We start from the raw sequence: 19,766 nt of genomic DNA, 5'->3' as shown, positions 1-19,766 counted from the left end.
GTCCTGGACGCGGCCGCACCGTGCAGCCGGAACAAGCCTTCGCGATGAGGGCCTTCTGTCACCGTGCCGTCCAGGGATCTCGACTCGAGGTCCGGGACACTACCACCCGGCCGGGTGCCGTGACCGATCGACGGAATTCTTATCCATTCCTGCGGCACGGCGGCGCACCGCGCACATCGTTGCGCCGCCGGCCTTTCGCGACACACGCGCCGCGGATCGCGCCTTACTCGAAGCGGTTCCCCCGCGGGAACCCGTTCGGCGGAGCCTTCCCTGCCCCCGCCCGGTTGCCGAGCCAAGGGCGAAGATCCGTCTCGGTGCGCGTCCGCCCGCCAAGCGTCCAGGTCAGCCCGTCCGCGCGGGTGAACACCTTGGCGTCCGACAGCCCGCCGTCGCGGTAGGCCTGCAGCTGCACGCCGCGGCCGCGCGTCATCTCGGGCACCTGCTCGATGGGGAAGACCAGCAGCTTCCGGTTCTCACCGATCACGGCGACGCTGTCGCCATCGGCGAGCACGCAGAGCGCGGCCTCGACCGGCGGCTCGAGGTTCAGCACCTGCTTGCCCGTGCGCTTCTCGGCCAGCAGATCCTCGCCCTTCACGATGAAGCCCTTGCCGTCGGAGGCCGCGACCAGGAAGCGCGCGGCGTCGCGGTGGACGAACATCGCGACGACCGCATCTTCGTTCGTCAGGTCCACCATCAGCCGCACCGGCTGGCCGTCGCCCCGGCCGCGCGGCAGGACATCGGCCTTGAGCGTGTAGGCGCGGCCGTTGGTCGCGAAGACGACGATGCGGTCCGTGGTCTCGGCATGGAGTGCGACCAGCAGGCTGTCGCCTTCCTTGAAGCGGATCTCGGCCTCGAGCGGGATGTGGCCCTTCTGCGCGCGGATCCAGCCTTTCTCCGACAGGATGACGGTGATGGGCTCGCGCTCGACGAAGGCGGTCTCGTCGACCAGCACGGCGGGCAGCAGGCGGCCGGTCTCGGTGCGGCGGCGGCCCAGCGCGCCGTCACCGAACTTCGCGCGCGTCGCCTCGATCTCGTCGGCGATCGCGTCCCAGCGCCTGCGGTCGGAGCCGAGCAGGCCCTGCAGCTTCTTCTGCTCCGCGCTGAGCTTCTTGTGCTCCTTGCGGATCTCCATCTCCTCGAGCCGGCGGAGCGAGCGCAGGCGCATGTTGAGGATGCTGTCCGCCTGCAGGTCGGTCAGCGAGAAGGCCGCCATCAGCACCGGCTTCGGCTCGTCCTCGCTGCGGATGATACGGATCACCTCGTCGAGATTGAGGTAGGCGATGAGGTACCCGTCGAGGATTTCGAGGCGCCGCGCGATCGCCGCCAGGCGGTGTTCCGTGCGGCGCACCAGCACCACGTGGCGGTGGTCGAGCCAGGCGCGCAGCACGTCGCGCAGCCCCATCACGCGCGGCGTGCGCTCGGCGTCCAGCACGTTCATGTTGAGCGGGAAGCGGGATTCCAGCGCGGTGGCGCGGAACATCGTCTCCATGAGCACGGCGGGCTCGACCGTGCGGGATTTGGGCTCCAGCACCAGGCGGACAACGTCGGTGCTCTCGTCGCGCACGTCGCCCAGCAGCGGGAGCTTCTTCTCCTCGAGAAGCTGCGCGATCTGCTCGATCAGCCGCGCCTTCTGGACCTGGTAGGGGATCTCGGTGACAACGATCTGCCAGGTGCCGTTCTTGAGCGCCTCACGCTCCCAGCGCGCGCGCACGCGGAAGCCGCCGCGGCCGGTCTCGTAGGCCTCGCGGATGGCGTCGGCGGGTTCGACCAGGACGCCGCCGGTCGGGAAGTCGGGGCCGGGGATGTGGCGCAGGAGGTCCGCCGTGGTGGCGGACGGGTTGCGCACGAGTTCCAGCGCGGCGGCGCAGAGTTCGCCCGCATTGTGCGGCGGGATGGAGGTCGCCATGCCGACCGCGATGCCGGCCGCGCCGTTCGCCAGCAGGTTCGGGAAGGCGGCGGGCAGGACGATGGGCTCGCGTTCCTCGCCATCGTAGGTGGCGCGGAAATCGACGGCGTTCTCCTCGATGCCATCCAGCATCGCCTGCGCGACCTCGGTCAGGCGCGCTTCCGTGTAGCGCATGGCCGCGGCGTTATCGCCGTCAATGTTGCCGAAGTTCCCCTGGCCCTCGACCAGCGGGTAGCGCGCGGCGAAGTCCTGCGCCTGGCGAACCAGCGCCTCGTAGATGCTGCTGTCGCCATGCGGATGGTACTTGCCCATGACGTCGCCGACGATGCGGGCGCATTTCTTGAACCCGGCGGCGGGGTCGAGGCGCAGCTGGTGCATCGCCCAGAGCAGGCGTCGATGGACGGGCTTCAGGCCGTCGCGCACATCCGGCAGGGACCGTGCCGTGATGGTGGAGAGCGCGTAGGCCAGGTAGCGTTCCGACAGCGCATCCGCGAGCCGCGTCTCGCGCGTCGCGCCGCCGTCGTCGATCGGGGTCTTGATGTCGTCGGGCATGGGGGTGATTCGCGCTTCGTTCTCGTGGGCGCGGGCTTACACCGATGCCGCCAGCACCGCCACCCGGTCCGCCAGCCGATGCCGCGCCTCGGGCACCGGGCGATGGCGGGCGCCGAAGGCGTCGCGTTCCAGGAAATGGCCGGTCAGGCGGAGCCCGGCATCCCAGGCGGCGGCGTCGCCGGGGTTCTCGCCATCCCGCAGGAAGGCCGGCAGGGGCAGCAGGCGGCCGGTGAAGGGCGCGGCGGCGCCGGCGCTGACGGCACGCCCGGTGCGCGGGGAGACATGGGTGAGGCCTTCGGTCACACCGGTGACCGCGCAGGATTCGAGATTGAGCCCATAGCCCAGTTCGGTCAGCACCAGGGCCTCCCACCGCACATAGTCGGCGAGCACGCCCTCGGCACCGCCGGCCAGATGCCCGATGAGCGACACCAGGGCGTGGAAGGCACGGGGATGGGGCTCGCGTTCCGGCAGCGCATCGGCCGCGATGGCGCAGGCCGAGGACAGCACGGCCAGCGCCAGCGGGTCCTCCATGGCCAGGGCCGCGGCGGGGTGGACCATCTCCCCGCTCAACGCGCCGAGCTGGTCGGGCAGGCGGGCGATCCAGCGCGCCTCGATGAGGTTGCCCGGAAGCCAGAGCCCCGCCTGGGCACGCGACGCACCGCCCTTGGCGAGGCCGGCGTGGCGGCCGTGTTCCTCGGTGAGCAGCGAGACGACGGCGCCGCCTTCGCCATGCGGGCGGACCTCCAGCACCACGGCCGGGGCGGTCCACTCCACGCTCATCCCGCGTCGTCCAGCCCGATCGCGCGGATGCGCGCGCGTTCCTCGTCCCAGCCCTCCCGTTCCTTCACGTTGAGGAACAGGTGCACCGGGCGTTCCAGCAGCTTCGTGAGCTCGATCCGCGCCGATTGCCCGATGGTGCGGATTCGGCTGCCCTTCTCCCCGATCAGGATCGCCTTCTGCGTCTTGCGGGAGACGTAGATCGTGCAGTCCACGCGCACCGAGCCGTCGTCGTTCTCGGTCCATTGCTCGGTCTCGACCGAGGCGTGGTGCGGCACCTCCTGGTGCGTCTGGCGCAGGATCTGCTCGCGCACGATCTCGGCGGCGAGCATGCGGTTCGGCAGGTCCGTCAGCTCGTCCTCGGGGAACAGGTAGGGGCCGGGCGGCATCGCCCGCGCCAGCAGGTCGGCCAGGCGGTCGAGCCCGTCCCCCTTCTCGGCCGAGATCATGAAGGTCTCGGCGAAGGGCAGGATGGCGTTCAGCTCCGCGGTCAGGGGCAGCAGGCGCTGCGCCGGAATCAGGTCTGTCTTGTTGAGCGCGAGCCAGGCGGGGACGCGCGACTTCGCCAGGCCCTCGGCGATGCGGCGCACCGCGTCGGTCAGCCCGGCACGCGCATCCACCACCAGCAGCGCGATGTCGGCATCCTGCGCGCCGCCCCAGGCGGCGGCGACCATGGCGCGGTCGAGCCGCCGGCGCGGCGCGAAGATGCCGGGCGTGTCCACCAGGATGATCTGGCTGCCCTCGTGCATCACCACGGCGCGGATGCGGAAGCGCGTGGTCTGCGGCTTGGGCGAGACGATGGTGACCTTGGTGCCGGCCAGGCGGTTCACGAGGGTGGACTTGCCCGCATTGGGCGCGCCCACGATGGCGACGAGGCCGCAGCGCGTCATGGTTCGATCCCCGTGAGCCAGGCCTCGGCGGCGGCGAGTTCCGCCGCGCGCTTGGTGTCGCCCGCGCCTTCCGCCTCCCGCCCCGCGGCGCTGACCGCGACCACGAAGAAGGGGGCATGCGACGGCCCGGCGGCCGAGACCAGCCGGTATTCCGGCAGGCCGAGCCCCCGGCCGAGCGTGTATTCCTGCAACCGGTTCTTGGGCGAAACCGGCGGCTTCGGCGCGGCATCCAGCAGCGGCGCCCAGTGCCGCCGCACCACCGCCCGCGCCGCATCGAGCCCGCCGTCGCGATAGATGGCGCCGAGCAGAGCCTCCAGCGCATCGGCCGTCACGGTCTGGCGGGCGCGCAGCCCGGCGCGCTCCTCCCCGGGCGGAATGCGGATCGCCTCGCCGAGGCCGATCCCCTCCCCCAGCCGCGCCAGCGTCTCCCAGGCCACGAGCGCCGAGAGGCGGCGCGTCAGGTTGCCCTCGCGTTCCTCCGGGTAGCGTTCGGTCAGCCATTCGGCCATCAGCAGGCCGAGCACGCGGTCGCCGAGAAACTCCAGCCTTTCATTCGAATCGAGCTGCCCGCCGCGCGCATCGGCGGCGCTGCGGTGGGTCAGGGCATGCGCCAGCAGCTCGGGGTCGGCGAAGCGGTGGCCGAGGCGATCCTCGATCCCGCTCATCGGACCGCGGAGAACAGCCGGCTCCAGCGAATCGCGAAGGGCCATCCCCACACCTCCCACCAGGCAGCGGAGCCGTCGACCGAGAAGAAGATGAACTCCGCGCGCCCGACCAGGTTCTCGATCGGGATGAAGCCGACCGCATCCTGCGCCCGGCTGTCCAGGCTGTTGTCGCGGTTGTCGCCCATGGCGAAGACATGGCCTTCCGGCACCCGGAACTCGATCGTGTTGTCGAAGACGCCGTCGTCGGTCGCCTCCAGGATCTCATGCGTCACGCCGCGGCGGCCGTCGGTGCCGGGCAGCGTCTCGCGGAAGCGCCGGACGGTGATGCGCGGCCCGTCCCCCTCGACCGTGAAGGGGCCCATGAGCTCGCGGGCCACGGCCTGCCCGTTGATGTGCAGGATCCCCGCCCGGACCTGGATGCGGTCGCCCGGCAAGCCGACGATGCGCTTGATGTAGTCCGTGGAACCATCGCGCGGCAGCTTGAACACGGCGACGTCGCCGCGTTCCGGCAGGCGGCCGAAGATGCGGCCGTCGAACAGGTTCGGGCTGAACGGCATCGAATGCCGCGAATAACCGTAGGAATACTTCGAGACGAACAGGTAGTCGCCGACCAGCAGCGACGGGATCATGGAGCCCGAGGGGATGTTGAAGGGCTCGAAGGCGACGGTGCGGATGCCGATCGCGATCAGCGCCGCATAGAGGATCGTCTTGATGCTCTCCAGCCAGCCGCCGGAATTCTTCTTGGGCATGGGGTGCTTCGACGGCCTGGTCAGGGGGTTCCGCGCCGGCCGGGTGGCGCGGGCGCGGCAGGGAAACCAGCGCGGGGCGGCGCTGTCAAGGAAGCGGGACGGCGGTGATGACGACCATCGCCTGCGCATAGGGGAATTCGTCGGTCATGGTCAGCGCGATCTCGGCCCGGTGGCCGGGCGGCGTGATGGCCGCGAGCCGCACGGCCGCACCGCCCGTCATGCGGAGCGTCGGCTGGCCGGACGGCAGGTTGACCACGCCGAGGTCGCGCCAGAACACCCCGGCCCGGAAGCCGGTGCCGAGCGCCTTCGAAGCCGCCTCCTTGGCCGCGAAGCGCTTGGCATAGGTGGCGGCGCGGATGCGCTCCGTCCGGCGCTCGGCCTTGGCGCGCTCGAGCGGGGTGAAGATGCGCTCGAGGAAGCGGTCGCCGTGGCGCTCGATCGTCTTCTCGAGGCGGCGGATGTCGAGCACGTCGGAGCCGATGCCGATGATCATGGGCAGCGGAAGGCCGTGGGAGTGAACTCCCCCGGACCCCCTCCCTTTTCTGTCGGAGAACGGGGCGCGCCGCCCCCGGCGCGCGCCAGGTGCCAAGGAAGGGAGGGGGACCGGGGGAGGTTCCCCTCCCCCGGCCTTCTGGCATCCGGCGTCATCCGCGCGCCCTGTCCACCTGCGTCACGCCCGGGCAGGCGCGCAGCGCGGCCAGGATGGCGGCCAGGTGGCCGGTGTCGCGCACCTCCACATCCACCAGCACCTCGCACCAGTCGCCCACGCGGTTCAGGATGCGCAGGCTGTTCACCGCGCCCTCCTGGCGTGCGATCGCGGTGGTGAGTCCCGCGAGCGCGCCGGCATTGTTCTCGGCGGTCAGTTCGATCCGGCCGACATGGGCGCCGCGCGCGCCGTCGTCGTATTCCCAGTCCACGTCGATGAAGCGCTCGGGCGTCGCGGCGAAGGCTTCGAGCCCATGGCAGTCGTGCTTGTGGATGGTGACGCCCCGGCCGGTCGTGACGATGCCGACGATGCGGTCGCCGGGCAGCGGGTGGCAGCAACCGGCGAAATGCACCGCCATGCCGGCGACGAGGCCGGTGACGCCCATCGCCGCTTCCCGCCGTGCGGCCGAGGGGCGTTCCGCCTTGCCGGGCGTCAGCGTCGGCCCCGCGCCGAGCCGCCCGCGCGGCCGCGCCAGCGGCATCTGGTCCACGGTGCGCGCGGGCGCGCGAAGTTCCGGCACGGCCGCGTGCAGCACGTCGCGGGGAGAGAACTGCCCGGTCGCGACCACCACGCAGAGCGTCTCGAAGTCCGGCTGCTTCAGCGCCCGGACCGCCGGTTCGGCGATCTTGTCCGAGAAGTCGAGCCCGGCGGCGCGGAACACCTTGGCGATGGCGGCGCGGCCGTCTTCCTTCTGCTGCGCGCGCTGGCGGGCGTGGACGAAGCGGCGGATGCGCGCGCGCGCCTTGCCGGTGACGACGAAGCGTTCCCAGGCCGGGTTCGGACTGCCGCCGCGCGCGGTGATGATCTCGACCTGGTCGCCGTTCTCGAGCGCATGGCGCAGCGGCACGATCTTGCCGTTCACCTTGGCGCCGACCGTGTTGTCGCCGACCTGGGAATGCACCTGGTAGGCGAAGTCGACCGGGGTCGCGCCGCGCGGCAATTCGATCAGGTCGCCCTTCGGCGTGAAGCAGAAGACCTGGTCGCGATGCAGTTCGAGCTTGGTGTGGTCGAGGAAATCCTGCGGGTCGGCCGCGCTTTCCAGGATCTCGAGCAGGTCGCGCACCCAGGGGTAGCGCTTGCGGTTGCCGGCGATGCTCTCGCCCTGCTTGTAGATCCAGTGCGCGGCGACGCCGAATTCCGCGATGTCGTGCATGTCGCGCGTGCGGATCTGCACCTCGATCTTGGCGTTGCGCCGCTCGGGCACCGTCACGCCCGTGTGCAGGGACTGGTAGCCGTTGGTCTTGGGCGTGCTGATCCAGTCCTTGAAGCGGCCGGGCACCACGCGATAGGCGGAATGGATGGCGCCAAGCGCGCCGTAGCAGTCGCCCTTGTCCTTCACGATGACGCGGAAGGCCATGATGTCCGACAGCTGCTCGAAGGCCACGTTCTTGCGCTGCATCTTGAGCCAGATGGAATAGGGCGACTTCTCCCGCCCCAGCACCTCGATCGCGTCCACGCCCTGTTCGCGCAGCACGCGGCGCAGGTCGTGCTCGATCTCCTCGATCAGGTCGGCGCCCTGGCCGCGCAGGTAGGTCAGGCGGGCCGCGATGGTCTGCCACGCATCCGGGTTCATCTCCCGGAAGGACAGCGTCTCGATCTCGGTCTTGAGCGCGTCCATGCCGATGCGCTCGGCGAGCGGGGCGTAGATCTCGATCGTCTCGCGCGCCGTGCGGCGGCGCTTCTCGGGCTTCCCGACCGCGCCCAGGGTGCGCATGTTGTGCAGCCGGTCGGCCAGCTTGACGATGAGGACGCGGATGTCCTCGCTCATGGCCAGCACGAGCTTGCGGAAGTTTTCCGCCTGCTTGGTGCGCTCGGACTGGATCTCGAGCCGCGTCAGCTTGGTGACGCCGTCCACGAGGCGCGCGATCTCCTTGCCGAAGCGGCGCTCGATCTCGGCCAGCGTGACGCCGGTGTCCTCGACCGTGTCGTGCAGCAGGGCGGTCGCGACGGTCGCGGCGTCCAGCCTGTAGCCGGCCAGGATCTGCGCCACGGCCAGCGGATGGACGATGTAGGGCTGGCCGTCCTCGCGCTTCTGGGGCGCGTGGGCTTCCTCGGCGAGGCGCCAGGCCGCCTCGATCAATGCGCCGTCGGCGCGCGGGTCGTAGGCGAGGACCTGGCGCGCCAGCTCGACGCCAGGGCTCGGCGCCGCGTCGGCGCGCAGCCCCTCGGGGGCCAGCACGGGGCCGGTTGGTCGGGTGCCGACGGCGCCCTGGCCCATACGCTGCGCCGCCTTAGCGCTTGCCGGCCAGTTCGGCGGCGATCGCGGCCTCGATGTCGTCGGGCGAGAGGTCCTCGGCGGCGGATTCCGGCAGGGGTTCCTCCTGCACTTCCATGATGCCGAAGATGTTCTCGTCGGTGGCGATGATGTCCATCACCTCCTCCTCGGCCGGCTCGGGCTCCGGCGCGCGGCTCAGCGACTTGATGAGGTCGCCCTCGAGCGCGGCGAGTTCCACCTTTTCCTCGGCGATCTCGCGCAGCGCGACGACGGGGTTCTTGTCGTTGTCGCGGTCGACCTCGATCGCTTCGCCCCGGCTGATGTTGCGCGCACGCTGGGCGGCGAGCAGGACGAGCTCGAAGCGGTTCGGGATCTTCTCGATGCAGTCTTCGACGGTGACGCGCGCCATAAGGAGGCTCCAAACACGTTGGGGGCGCGCGGATGAGGTCTCCGGGCGCCCGAATTCTCCGGTAACCTCTCCACATAGGCGGCGCTGCACCGCAGCGCAAGCGGCCAGCCCGCCCCGCGCGGGGGCGCTCCGGCCCAAGGACCGCCGCCGGGCCGCGAAAGCCCGCTCAGGCGGGCTCCAGGCGGCGGATCGCCTGCGGCGCAAGCGCGGCGATCAGGCCCTCGACCGCCTCCCCCGTCACCGGATGCACCCAGCCGGGCGCGACCTCCGCCAGAGGGCGCAGAACGAAGGCGCGCAGATGCGCGCGCGGATGCGGCAGCACCGGGGCCGGCCCGGCGCGGACCCGGCCGCCGAGGTCGATCAGGTCGAGGTCGAGCACCCGTGGCGCATTGGGGTAGGGCCTCGCGCGCCCGGCCTCGGCCTCGATGGCGTGCAGGGCGGCGAGCAGCGCCTCGGGCGTCAGGGCCGCGTCGACCAGCGCGACGCCGTTCACGAAGGGCGGCGCGGACGGGTCGGGCGGAATCGGCGCGGATTCCCACCAGGAGGAAACCGCGCGGACCCGCAGGCCGGGGCTTGCGCCCAGCCGCGCCACCGCCCAGCGGCAGGTCTCGATCGGCGTGCCGCCGCCGGGCCGGGGCAGGTTGGCGCCGATCGCGACCAGCGCCGCCTCAGCGGCCATGACAGGCGTGCCCGATGGGTGTAGCGGACGCGCGGACGCGTCCCTGCCGGGACGCGGAGCGATGGCCCAGGGCGGATCTGATCATGCGGCGTGCTGGCGGAATGGAACGTGTCGGCATCTTCGTGGATGGGGCGAACCTCTATCACACGACACGCGCGCTCGGGTTCGAGATCGATTTCGCCGCCATGCTCGACTATTTCGGGCGCTCGACCTACCTGGTCCGGGCCTTCTACTACACCGCCCTCATAGAGACGGAGGATTATTCCCCCCTACGCCCGCTGACCGACTGGCTCGCCTACAATGGCTGGCAGGTGGTGACTAAGCCGGCCAAGCAGCAATCCGACCCGTCGGGGCGGCTGCGGCTCAAGGGCAACATGGATGTCGAGCTGGCGGTCGACATGCTGGAGATGGCGCCGCACCTCGACCATGCGGTGCTGTTCTCGGGCGACGGGGATTTCCGCCGGCTGGTCGAGGCGGTGCAGCGCATGGGGGTGCGGGTCACCGTCGTCTCCTCCGTCCGGTCGCAGCCGCCCATGATCGCCGACGAACTGCGCCGGCAGGCGGATGCCTTCCTCGAGATCGAGGAGATCGGCCAGGACTTCACCCGACGGCAGGTCGAGGCCCGCGCACGCCCCACCACCGCGCCGCCGCCAGCCGCGGCGCGGACCGCGCGGGCAACGCCGGCCGACCCCTATGCCGACACGTCGGCCGCGGAGGACGCATGACCGCCGCGCCGGCGCCGCCCGCGCCTGGCGCCGCGCCTTCCGCCGATTGCCCCGCCTGCCCGCGGCTGGTCGCATACCGGGCCGCGAACCGGGCGGCCAATCCCGACTGGCACAATGCGCCCGTGCCGTCCTGGGGCCCGCGCGCCGCGCCGCTGCTGGTGCTGGGCCTCGCACCCGGGGTGCGTGGGGCGAACCGCACGGGCCGGCCCTTCACGGGCGACTATGCCGGGCGGCTGCTCTACGGGACGCTCCTGAAGTTCGGCCTGGCGCGCGGCGAATTCCGGGAAGACCCGAATGACGGGATGGAACTGACCGGCTGCCGCATCGCCAATGCCGTGCGCTGCGTGCCGCCGGAGAACCTGCCGACCCCGGCCGAGATCCGCACCTGCAACGGCTTCCTGCAGGCGGAACTGGCCGCCATGCCGGGGCTGCGCGCGGTGCTGGCGCTGGGCGTCGTGGCGCATGCCGCGCTGCTGCGCGCGAAGGGCATCCCGGCCAGCCGCGTCGCCTTCGCCCACGGCGCGGTCCATGCGCTGCCCGGTGGGCTGCTGCTGGCGGATTCCTACCATGTCAGCCGGTACAACACCTCAACGAGGCGCCTGACGCCCGAGATGTTCGAGGCCGTGGTGGAGGCGCTGCTGCCGCGCCTCGGGTGACCAACGCCGCGACGCGTCAGGCGCCGGGCGCGGCCAGCGCGGCCTCGATCGCCCGCGTCATCTCGATATTATCCGGCGCGACGCGCGTCGCGAAGCCGCGCACGCGCTGCCCGTCCCGCGCCACCAGGTACTTGTGGAAGTTCCAGCGCGGCTCGCCGCCCGCCCGCACCGCGGCCCAGCGGAAGAAGGGGTGCGCATCGGCCCCCCGCACGCGGGAGATCGCGGCCAGCGGGAAGTCGATCCCGAACTGCGCGTCGCAGAACTCGCGCACCTGCGCGGCGCTGGCGGCTTCCTGGTTGAAGTCGTTGGACGGCACGCCGAACACGACCAGGCCACGCTCCCGGTAGCGTTCGTGCAGCCGCTGCAACGCGGCATATTGCGGCGTGAAGCCGCAGAAGGACGCCGTGTTCACCACCAGCAGCACGCGCCCGCGCCACGCAGCCAGGTCGTGCTCGCCGCCCTCCAGCGCGGGGAAGCGGAAGGACCAGGCGTCGGGCTCGGCGGCGGCGGCGGCGCTGGCCATCAGCGGCAGGGCAAGGACGGTTCGGCGCAGCGCCTCAGCCATAGCGTTCCTCCATCCACGGGTCGCCGCGATTGTGGTAGCCGCGCACCTCCCAGAAGCCGGGGCGGTCCTCGGCGAGCAACTCGACCCGCGTGATCCATTTCGGGCTCTTCCAGAAATAGAGGCGGGGCAGCACGAGCCGCACCGGGGCGCCGTGCTGGCGGGTCAGCGGCGCGCCTTCCCAGGCATGCGCGAACATCACGTCCGGGGCGGCGAAATCCTCGATCGCGAGGTTCGTCGTGTAGCCGTCGTAGCAGGTCAGGCTCACGAAGCGCGCCTCCGGCTTCGGCTTCGCGAGCGCGAGGATGTCCGCGACCTTCACGCCGGCGAAGCGGTTGTCGTAGCGGCTCCATTGCGTGACGCAGTGGATGTCCACGACCATCTCGGACTGCGGCAGCGCCATGTAGGCGTCCCAGTCGAGCGCGATGCGGCTTTCGACCAGGCCTTCGACACGCAGCCGGAACTTCTCCCGCGCGACGTCCGGCTGCACGCCGAGGTCGAGCACCGGCCAGTCCTTCACAAGCGTCTGGCCCGGCGGCAGGCGGTCGCGCGCCGGGTCGGCCGTCGTGCCGGTCAGAAGCCGGCCTTCCTCGGCCCAGCGTTCCTTGGTGCGGATCAGCTTGTCCTTCACCGCGCCCGTCGTCGGGATGTCGTCCTGGTCCATCGCGATCTCCTCGCGGCCGATTACGTGCGCCCCGCGGGCACGGATGCAAGGGCTGTCCGTTCCGCCCAGGCATGCCACATGTGGGCGCAACGTCATGCTGCCCAGCGACCTCGACCTGCCCCTTTCCGCCTTCCGCCGCCGCCTGGCCGAGGCCGGAAGCGCGACCCGCTGCCTCCAGGCCTGGTGCGAGGAGCACGGGATCGGCCGCGGCCCCGTCACGAGCCACCGCCGCGCACCCCTGCCGGGCGCACCCGACCTCGCGTGGCTGCTCGATGCGCCGGAGCGGCCGCGGCATCGTTCCGTCACGCTCATGCGCGGGGCGGTGGCGCTGTCGGATTGCGACGTCTGGTGGGTCGATGCGCGGCTGGCGCCGGGCATGGCCAGCGCGCTGGAGGCGACGGACCTGCCCTTCGGCATCGTGGTCGCGCCGCTGAGGCCCGTGCGCCGCCTGCTGCTGGAGCGGCCCGTCGCGGCGCCCTACCTGTTCGAGGTGCAGGCGCTGCTGGAGTCCGAGGGGCGGCCCTTCGCGGCCGTGCGGGAATTCTACCGCGCGGCGCTGATGCGTGCCGGGGCCGGCTGATACGCCCGGCGCTATTGCCGGACGTATCTGCGCGCAGGGTTGGTGTGGCGGCTGCGCGCGACATCAAGGCCATGCCAGCGGCCGCGCGACCGCTTCACGGGTCAAGGCGTGCGGCCGCTGGTGTGACGGGGCTATTCCCGCCCCTTGTTCCGTATCAGGCGCGCCTTGTCGCGCTGCCAGTCCCGCTCCGCGATGGCGGCGCGCTTGTCGTGCTTCTTCTTGCCCTCGGCCACGCCCAGCAGCACCTTCGCCCGGCCGCGGTCGTTGAAATGGATGTCGAGCGGCACGAGTGTCGCACCCTCCCGCGTGATGGCCCCTGTCAGCGCCTCCACCTGCTTCCTGTGCAGCAGCAGCTTGCGCGGCCGGCGCGGCTCGAACTTCGCCATGAAGCTGCCGGCCTGCCATTCGGGAATGTAGCAGTTGAACAGCCACATCTCGCCGTCCCGCTCCCCGGCCCAGGCCTCGGCCAGCGTCGCGCGGCCGGCGCGCAGCGACTTCACCTCGGGGCCGATCAGCGCGAGCCCGGCCTCGATCATCTCGCCGATCTTGTAGTCGAAGCGCGCCTTGCGGTTCTGCGCGGCAATGCCGTGCGAGATCAGGCCCGATTTCTTCTTCTCAGCCACTCTTGATGACCCTCAGACGGCGGGCGCCGCGCATCCGCGCGGCTGGCCTTCGCGCCGTGCGCGGGTGCGCCCGGTCCGGCGGATGGTCTGGGCGCGGTCGCGCGGTGCGCTCCCGGCCCGAGGCAAGGCCCCGGGCCGCAAAACGTTGGCGGCGTGGGTGGCCTCGGGGGCGCCGATCAGTTCAGCAGCCCCACCGAGACCATCGCATCCCGGACCCGCGCCCGCGTGCCGTCGGCGACCGGCGCCAGCGGCAGCCGGCAATGGTCGGTGCCCTTGCCGAGCAGGCTCGCCGCGTACTTCACCGGGCCGGGCGAGGTCTCGCAGAACAGCGCGTCGTGCAGCGGCACGAGCCGGTCCTGGATCGCCGTCGCCTCCGCGACCCGCCCCTCGCGCCAGGCCTTCTGCATCTCGGCGCAGAGCCGCGGCGCGACATTGGCGGTCACGCTGATGCAGCCCGTCCCGCCGGAGGCGTTGAAGGCGAGCGCGGTGTGGTCCTCGCCGCTCAGCTGGATGAAGTCGGCGCCGCAGGCGCGCTTCGTGTGCAGCGGGCGCACGAGGTTCGCCGTCGCGTCCTTCACGCCCACGATGTTCGGGTGCTTCGCCAGCCGCGCCATGGTCTCGACCGACATGTCGACCACGCTGCGGCCGGGGATGTTGTAGACGAACATCGGGATGTCGGCGGCATCCGCGATCGCCATGAAGTGCAGGAACATCCCTTCCTGCGTCGGCTTGTTGTAGTAGGGCGTGACCACGAGCGTAGCGTCCGCGCCGGCCTTCTTGGCGTGCAGTGCGAAGTCGATCGCCTCGGCAGTGCTGTTGGACCCAGCGCCGGCGATGACGGGCACGCGCCCCTTCGCCGTCGCGACGCACATCTCGACCACGCGCTTGTGCTCGGCATGCGAAAGGGTCGGGCTTTCCCCGGTGGTGCCGACCGGGATCAGGCCCTCGGTGCCCTCGGCGATCTGCCATTCCACCAGGTCCTGGAAGGCTTTCTCGTCCACGGAGCCGTCGGCACGCATCGGCGTGATCAGCGCGACCATCGAACCCCTGAACATGACGCAGCCCTCCGCTTGTCGAGACGGGCGAACCTAGGCGCGCGGCCCCCCCGGGACAAGGCTCCGGGACCGGCGCGCGGGACAAGCCGGGGCGGGATCGGGTAGGAAGGCGGCCATGCGACGCCTCACGATCCTCGCCGCCCTGCTCCTCCCCTTCCTCTCGCCGCCGGCCGCCGCGCAGCCCTGGGCGCCGGACGGCGCGCGCGCCGCAGGCCGCCTGGCCCTTCTCGCCGCCAGCGCGGGGCGCTGGGCCGAGGCCGAGGGCCTGGCCGCCGCCGCCGACCCGGTCGCCGGCAAGATCGCGCTCTGGCTGCGGCTGGTGAACCGCCAGGGCCCGGCCACGGCGGCCGAACTCGTGGCCTTCATCTCCGAGAACCCCGACTGGCCCTTCCCCGACACGCTGAACCGCCGCGCGGAGGAAGCGCTGGCGGGCGACTCCGACGATGCGCTGGCGCTCCGTCATTTCGACCGCAACCCGGCTCGCAGCCTCGCCGGCGCGCTCCGCCACGCCGAGGCGCTGGCCCGCGCCGGCCGCGGCGCCGATGCGCAGGCGGTCGTCCGCCGTGCCTGGACCGGAACGGCCGGCGACGCGCTCTCCGAGGAGACGCTGCTGCTTCGTTTCGGCAGCGCGCTGCGGGAGGAGGACCATTGGCGCCGCTTCGACCGCCTCGCCTTCGCGCGGGACTTCGGCGGCGCGTCCCGCGCCGCGCAGCGCCTGTCGGGCGCGCGGCGCAGCGCGGCCGATGCACGGCTCGCCCTGGCGCGGGAGGATGACAGCCTGCTCGCCGCCCGCCCCGCCGACATCGGCTGGGCCTACGAGGCCGCGCGCCTGCTCCGCCGCCGCGACCGGGACCAGGAGGCCGCCGCCGTCTGGATCGCCGCCGAGGGGCTGCAACGGGACCTCTCCGGCGATGCCGCGCGGGCCGTCTGGGCCGAGCGCCAGGTGCTCTCGCGCAAGCTGCTCAGGCTCGGCCAGCCGCGCGAGGCCTATCGCATCGCCGCCGCGCACGGCCAGGCGGAGCGGGGCGAGCCGCGCCAGGACGGCGAATTCCTGGCGGGCTTCATCGCGCTGCGGCGCCTGAACGACCCGGCGCTGGCCGAACGGCATTTCGCGGCGGTCGGCCAGGGCAGCCGGTCGGTCATCACGCGCGCGCGGAGCGCCTATTGGCAGGGCCGCGCGCTTTCGGCGCGGGGCGAGGGCACCGCGGCCGGCGCCCGCTACGCCGAGGCCGCCGGCCTGCCGGTCGCCTTCTACGGGCAATTGGCCGCGCTCGCGCTCGGCGAGGACGAGGCCCGGCTCTCGGCGCGCGTCGCGGCGGCGCCGGTGCCGCCGGTCACGACGCCGCGCGCGGCCGATTTCGCCGGGCGGGAACTGGCCCGCGCCGTGCTGACACTGGCCGACCTCGGCGACACGCGCCGCGCGCGCATCTTCCTGCTGCGGCTCGAAGACCTGGCCGCGGACGGCACCGACCGCATGCTGGCCGCCCGGCTGGCCAAGCATATCGGCCGGCCCGACCACGCCGTCTGGGTCGCGCGCCGCGCCGGGGCGGAGGGCGACATCCTGCTGCCGGAGGGCTGGCCCGCCCCCTACCGGCCGCCCGTCACGACGCCCGAGCCCGCCTTCATCAACGCCATCACCAGGCAGGAGAGCAATTTCGACCGCGAGGCGGTCAGCAGCGCCAATGCGCGCGGGCTCATGCAACTGCTGCCCTCGACCGCGACGCTGGTGGCGCGGCGGCTCGGCATGTCCGTCAGCGTCGGGCAGCTCACGGCGGAGCCGGAGGTCAACATGCGCCTCGGCGCCGCCTATCTCGAGCAGATGCTGGACCGCTACGACGGCGCCCTGCCGCTCGCCGCCGCCGCCTACAATGCGGGGCCCGGGCGCGTCGACCAGTGGCTCGGCACCTATGGCGATCCGCGCGGGGCGGATACGGACGTGATCGACTGGATCGAGCAGATCCCCTTCTCGGAGACGCGCAACTACGTCCAGCGCGTGATCGAGAACGTCGTCGTCTACCGTGCGCAGGACCCGGCGAGCCTGGCGCTCGAACATCCGCTGGCGCGTTTCATGCGCGCCCCGCGCTGATGGCGGCGCCGCAGCGGGTCACGGTCTCGGCCCGCGACGGGCTACGGCTCTCGGCGCTGGAATGGGCAGGGCCGGCCGGGCGGACGCCGCTGCTGGTGCTCTCGGGCATCTCGCGCACGGCGCTCGATGCGGAAACGGTGGTGGCGCGCCACGCCGGCCGGCGGCGGATCGTCGCACTGGACTATGCCGGGCACGGGGAGAGCGGGCGCGCCGCCGACCCGGCACGCTACCGGCCGGACCTGCTGGTGCGCGACGTGCTGGATGCCATGGCGGCGCTGCACCTGCACCGGGTCGCGGTGGTCGGCACCTCCTTCGGGGGGCTGGTCGCGATGGCGATGTCGGCGATGCGCCCGGCGGCGCTCGCCGCCGTGGCGCTGAACGACATCGGCCCGGCCATCGCGCCGATGGGCCGGGAGAAGGTGCTGGACCTGATCGGCAGCGACCACGCATTCCGCGACTTCGCCGCCGCCTCCGCCTGGTACCGGGAACGCCACCCACCGATGCCGCTGCTCGACGAGGCAGGCTGGGAGGCCTTCACGCGCCGGACCTATGCGGAAGGCCCGGACGGGCTCTGGCACCCGCGCTGGGACACGCGCATCGGGGAGCAGGTGGTGGGCGCCTCGGCCGGGCGGGCACCCGACCTCTGGGCCATGTTCCGCGGGCTCGACCGGCTGCCGCTGATGCTGGTCTGGGGGGACGCGAGCACGCTGCTGACCCCGCCGACGGTCGCCGAGATGCGCCGCCTGCGCCCGGACATGGCCGTCGTCGCGCTGCCGGGGACGGGGCACTCGCCGACGCTCGGGGAGGCACCGGCCGCCGATGCGCTCGAGGCCTTCCTGGAGGCGGTGCCGTGACGCCGGCGATGGCGGTCGCGACGCTCGGCGGCGTCGGGCGGCTGCGGCCGGCACCGGGCAGCTGGGGGTCGCTCGTGGTGCTGCCGGCGGCGCTGCTCGGGCCCACGGCCTGCCTGGCGTTGGCGGCCGCGGCGACGCTCGCGGGCTGGTGGGCGGTCAGCGCCCTGCCGGCCGCCGATTCCGACCCGGGCTGGATCGTGGTGGACGAGGCGGCGGGGATGCTGCTGGCGCTGGCCGCGCTGCCCGCGGGCGCGGGCTGGTTCTGGGTCGGCCTCGCCTTCCTGCTGTTCCGGGCCTTCGACATCCTGAAGCCCTGGCCGGTATCCTGGGCGGACGGGCTGCCGGGGGCGACGGGCGTGATGCTGGACGACATCCTGGCCGGCGCGATGGCGGGGGCGGCCCTGCTGGCGCTGGCCGCCTGGGGGGCGTGACCATGCTGCCGGAGACGACGCTCGATGCCGCGCGGGACCTGCTCGCCGCGCTGGAGGCGCGGGGCCTGACGCTCGCCACGGCGGAATCCTGCACCGGCGGGCTGATCGCCGCGGCGCTGACGGCCATCGCGGGGTCCTCGGCCGTCGTGACGGGGGGGTTCGTCACCTACTCCAACGCCGCCAAGGCGCGGATGGTCGGCGTGCGGGAGGAGACGCTCGCCGCCCATGGCGCGGTGAGCGAGCCCGTGGCGCGCGAGATGGCCGAGGGCGCGCTGGCCGCCGCCGGCGCCGACATCGCGCTGTCCTGCACCGGCATCGCGGGGCCGGGCGGCGCGACGCCGGGCAAGCCGGTCGGGCTGGTCTTCATCGGCTGCGCGCGGCGCGGCGGGCCGACCACGGTCGAACGACACGACTTTCCCGGCGACCGGACAGCGGTGCGCGCGGCGACCGTGGCCGCGGCGCTGCACCTGGCGGACAGAATGGCCGCGGCGCCGGGCTGAGCCCGGTTCAGCCTTGCCTGCGGAGTCCGCGACCGCTTAGTCTCAAATTAAGGATTCGTTGAGAGGCCCATGACCGCAGCCCTATCCCGGCGGCGCCTCCTGGCCGGCGCGGCGGCGTTCGCCGCGGCCGGCGGCGGGGCCGCGCGTGCATCGACCCCCGCCCGAGAACGCTGGATCTGGATCCAGAACAATGCCGGCGAGGAGGTGGCGGTCGCCTATCGCGCCGGGCAGGATTACAGCGGCCCGGCCTTCGCGCGGCTGCAGCATCTGTTCCGAGACCTGCGGGCGGAGACACCCGGCCCTATTCCGCCGCTGCTGGTCGACATGCTCTCCCTGCTGCAGGAACGCTTCGGCTACACCCGGCCGCTCCGGCTGATCTCCGGCTACCGGACGCCGGCGACCAATGCGTCCCTGCCGAATGCCGCGCCCAACAGCCTGCACATGCGGGGCATGGCGGCGGACATCGTGGTGCCCGGCCTGTCCCAGTCCGACGTGGTGACGCAGGCCACGACGCTGTCCCACTACCTCGGCTTCATGGGCATCGGCTGGTACGGGTCCTTCACCCACATGGACATCGGGCCGCAGGCGTCCTGGACCCGGATGCTGTAGGGGCCGCGCCCGTCCGGTTCAGCCGTGGCGCAGCTTCCACAGTATGAAGGCGCCGCCCGCGCCCATCACCGCGAGGATGATCCCGCCGGTCGCGGCGAGCTGGTTTTCAGCAAGGACCTCCGAGGGATCCTGCGCTGAGATCACGAAGGGCTGGCGCGTCTCGGGCTTGCGGATGCGGAAGGCGGCGGGCACGGCGGCTCCGTCGCCCCCGGCAGCGGGGCGGCGGGCGCGGCGTGGCTCGGCCTCGCCCATGGCGAAGATCGGGTCGCCCGCCAAGATGTAGCGCTCCACATAGCGATAGCGCACCGGGGAGGAGCCGAAGACCGAGTTGAAGGTGGACGTCACGCGCAGCGTCGGCGGGCTGTAGCTGCCCGGGTTCAGTTCCGGCTCGCCGGCGCTGCGGTCGGGCGTCGCGCTCTCGCCTTCCCAGGCGCTCCAGGCGGTTTCGTAGACGCGCGCGCCTTCCGGGGCGACGAGGCACGACGCCTTGCCGTCCGTCACCCGCAGCGGCTGGTCGCTGCTGTCGAGGAAGACGCGTTCCCATTGTGGCGCTTGCTCGTGCTTGCGCCGCTGGAGGGTTTCGGATGGCCGGAGTTCCTCGACCCAGGCCTCGAACCATGCGCAGCGGCGGCCCGAGAGCGGGGCCCGCAGGTTCCCGTCCCCCACATGTCCCCAGATCACGCGATAACCGGGCACGAGGTCCGCTATCTCGACCGGTCGCATGCGGGCCATGGTGCGCGCGACGTATTTCGACCAGACGGCGATCCCGATGCCGAGCCCGATCATGACAATCGGGAAGAGCATGAAGAAGGCGAAGAACGCGACAGGCATCGAGCTCATGCGGATCTCCCCCGGCAGGAAACACGGCGCTGG

22 protein-coding genes are annotated in these 19,766 nt (G+C 72.3%); 8 read left to right on the top strand and 14 right to left on the bottom strand.

The annotated features are described in order from the left end of the window. Positions 1–223 precede the first annotated feature (223 nt). The 9 genes from parC to folK form a co-directional block, all read right to left on the bottom strand. Entirely contained in the window at positions 224–2,458 is a 2,235-nt protein-coding gene (gene parC, locus E8M80_RS08645; RefSeq protein ID WP_137125271.1) for a DNA topoisomerase IV subunit A, read from the bottom strand. A gap of 36 nt (positions 2,459–2,494) precedes the next feature. Then, positions 2,495–3,232, bottom strand: coding sequence for a DNA repair protein RecO (gene recO / locus E8M80_RS08640; protein WP_137125388.1), 738 nt, complete (start codon positions 3,230–3,232; stop codon positions 2,495–2,497). Between the two features lie 2 nt (positions 3,233–3,234). Further along, on the bottom strand, positions 3,235–4,125 hold the full coding sequence (gene era, locus E8M80_RS08635) for a GTPase Era (protein ID WP_137125270.1): 891 nt from the start codon (positions 4,123–4,125) through the stop codon (positions 3,235–3,237). Then, on the bottom strand, positions 4,122–4,790 hold the full coding sequence (gene rnc / locus E8M80_RS08630) for a ribonuclease III (protein WP_137125269.1): 669 nt from the start codon (positions 4,788–4,790) through the stop codon (positions 4,122–4,124). Before rnc ends, era begins: the two co-directional genes overlap by 4 nt. After that, positions 4,787–5,539, bottom strand: a complete 753-nt coding sequence (lepB, locus tag E8M80_RS08625; RefSeq protein WP_137125268.1) for a signal peptidase I — start codon at positions 5,537–5,539, stop codon at positions 4,787–4,789. The genes rnc and lepB overlap by 4 nt, the downstream gene beginning before the upstream one ends. Before the next feature lie 85 nt (positions 5,540–5,624). Beyond that, positions 5,625–6,032, bottom strand: a complete 408-nt coding sequence (gene acpS / locus E8M80_RS08620) for a holo-ACP synthase (RefSeq protein WP_137125267.1) — start codon at positions 6,030–6,032, stop codon at positions 5,625–5,627. Positions 6,033–6,183: 151 nt separating this feature from the next. Continuing rightward, positions 6,184–8,463, bottom strand: a complete 2,280-nt coding sequence (locus E8M80_RS08615) for a bifunctional (p)ppGpp synthetase/guanosine-3',5'-bis(diphosphate) 3'-pyrophosphohydrolase (protein WP_137125266.1) — start codon at positions 8,461–8,463, stop codon at positions 6,184–6,186. A gap of 13 nt (positions 8,464–8,476) precedes the next feature. Then, the gene (gene rpoZ / locus E8M80_RS08610; RefSeq protein ID WP_137125265.1) at positions 8,477–8,869 is read right to left on the bottom strand and encodes a DNA-directed RNA polymerase subunit omega; all 393 of its coding nucleotides are present in this window, start codon (positions 8,867–8,869) and stop codon (positions 8,477–8,479) included. A gap of 166 nt (positions 8,870–9,035) precedes the next feature. Next, a complete protein-coding gene (gene folK, locus E8M80_RS08605) occupies positions 9,036–9,548 on the bottom strand; it encodes a 2-amino-4-hydroxy-6-hydroxymethyldihydropteridine diphosphokinase (protein WP_137125264.1) in 513 nt (170 codons plus the stop codon). Between the two features lie 101 nt (positions 9,549–9,649). Here folK and E8M80_RS08600 point away from each other — a divergent pair, with 101 nt between their 5' ends. Beyond that, positions 9,650–10,273: an NYN domain-containing protein gene (locus E8M80_RS08600; RefSeq protein WP_137125263.1), complete on the top strand. Its 624-nt coding sequence runs from the start codon at positions 9,650–9,652 to the stop codon at positions 10,271–10,273. Further along, positions 10,270–10,929, top strand: coding sequence for a uracil-DNA glycosylase (locus tag E8M80_RS08595; protein WP_137125262.1), 660 nt, complete (start codon positions 10,270–10,272; stop codon positions 10,927–10,929). Before E8M80_RS08600 ends, E8M80_RS08595 begins: the two co-directional genes overlap by 4 nt. Before the next feature lie 16 nt (positions 10,930–10,945). On the opposite strand, the gene E8M80_RS08590 is transcribed toward E8M80_RS08595, so the two are convergent. Together E8M80_RS08590 and E8M80_RS08585 are read right to left on the bottom strand one after the other, a co-directional pair. Continuing rightward, positions 10,946–11,494: a glutathione peroxidase gene (locus E8M80_RS08590; protein WP_137125261.1), complete on the bottom strand. Its 549-nt coding sequence runs from the start codon at positions 11,492–11,494 to the stop codon at positions 10,946–10,948. Continuing rightward, positions 11,487–12,155 carry a sulfite oxidase-like oxidoreductase gene (locus E8M80_RS08585; RefSeq protein ID WP_137125260.1) on the bottom strand — a complete coding sequence of 223 codons (669 nt, stop codon included), beginning with the start codon at positions 12,153–12,155 and terminating at the stop codon, positions 11,487–11,489. The genes E8M80_RS08590 and E8M80_RS08585 overlap by 8 nt, the downstream gene beginning before the upstream one ends. A 94-nt stretch (positions 12,156–12,249) precedes the next feature. Here E8M80_RS08585 and E8M80_RS08580 point away from each other — a divergent pair, with 94 nt between their 5' ends. Then, positions 12,250–12,735, top strand: coding sequence for a hypothetical protein (locus E8M80_RS08580; RefSeq protein WP_137125259.1), 486 nt, complete (start codon positions 12,250–12,252; stop codon positions 12,733–12,735). Positions 12,736–12,866: 131 nt separating this feature from the next. Here the strand turns inward: E8M80_RS08580 and smpB are convergent, their stop codons facing one another. Further along, positions 12,867–13,358, bottom strand: a complete 492-nt coding sequence (gene smpB / locus E8M80_RS08575; protein ID WP_137125258.1) for an SsrA-binding protein SmpB — start codon at positions 13,356–13,358, stop codon at positions 12,867–12,869. Positions 13,359–13,534: 176 nt separating this feature from the next. Beyond that, a complete protein-coding gene (gene dapA, locus E8M80_RS08570; RefSeq protein ID WP_137125257.1) occupies positions 13,535–14,413 on the bottom strand; it encodes a 4-hydroxy-tetrahydrodipicolinate synthase in 879 nt (292 codons plus the stop codon). A 115-nt stretch (positions 14,414–14,528) separates the two neighbouring features. Between dapA and E8M80_RS08565 the strand changes: the two genes are divergently transcribed. The 5 genes from E8M80_RS08565 to E8M80_RS08545 all read left to right on the top strand — a co-directional run bounded on the left by E8M80_RS08565 (position 14,529) and on the right by E8M80_RS08545 (position 18,893). Beyond that, positions 14,529–16,499: a lytic transglycosylase domain-containing protein gene (locus E8M80_RS08565; RefSeq protein ID WP_137125256.1), complete on the top strand. Its 1,971-nt coding sequence runs from the start codon at positions 14,529–14,531 to the stop codon at positions 16,497–16,499. After that, positions 16,499–17,353 carry an alpha/beta fold hydrolase gene (locus E8M80_RS08560; RefSeq protein ID WP_137125255.1) on the top strand — a complete coding sequence of 285 codons (855 nt, stop codon included), beginning with the start codon at positions 16,499–16,501 and terminating at the stop codon, positions 17,351–17,353. Before E8M80_RS08565 ends, E8M80_RS08560 begins: the two co-directional genes overlap by 1 nt. After that, entirely contained in the window at positions 17,350–17,784 is a 435-nt protein-coding gene (locus E8M80_RS08555; protein ID WP_370287296.1) for a phosphatidylglycerophosphatase A, read from the top strand. Before E8M80_RS08560 ends, E8M80_RS08555 begins: the two co-directional genes overlap by 4 nt. A gap of 2 nt (positions 17,785–17,786) precedes the next feature. After that, the gene (locus E8M80_RS08550) at positions 17,787–18,284 is read left to right on the top strand and encodes a CinA family protein (protein WP_137125386.1); all 498 of its coding nucleotides are present in this window, start codon (positions 17,787–17,789) and stop codon (positions 18,282–18,284) included. Between the two features lie 69 nt (positions 18,285–18,353). Next, positions 18,354–18,893 carry a DUF882 domain-containing protein gene (locus E8M80_RS08545; protein WP_137125254.1) on the top strand — a complete coding sequence of 180 codons (540 nt, stop codon included), beginning with the start codon at positions 18,354–18,356 and terminating at the stop codon, positions 18,891–18,893. Between the two features lie 18 nt (positions 18,894–18,911). Here the strand turns inward: E8M80_RS08545 and E8M80_RS08540 are convergent, their stop codons facing one another. Continuing rightward, entirely contained in the window at positions 18,912–19,733 is an 822-nt protein-coding gene (locus tag E8M80_RS08540) for a GIDE domain-containing protein (protein ID WP_137125253.1), read from the bottom strand. Positions 19,734–19,766: the final 33 nt, after the last annotated feature.

It is taken from the genome of Roseomonas sp. HF4 (genome assembly GCF_005222755.1).
GTDB lineage: Bacteria > Pseudomonadota > Alphaproteobacteria > Acetobacterales > Acetobacteraceae > Neoroseomonas.
The sequence above is the reverse complement of the archived record's forward strand: the minus strand, read 5'-3'. Positions and strand labels throughout refer to the sequence as shown.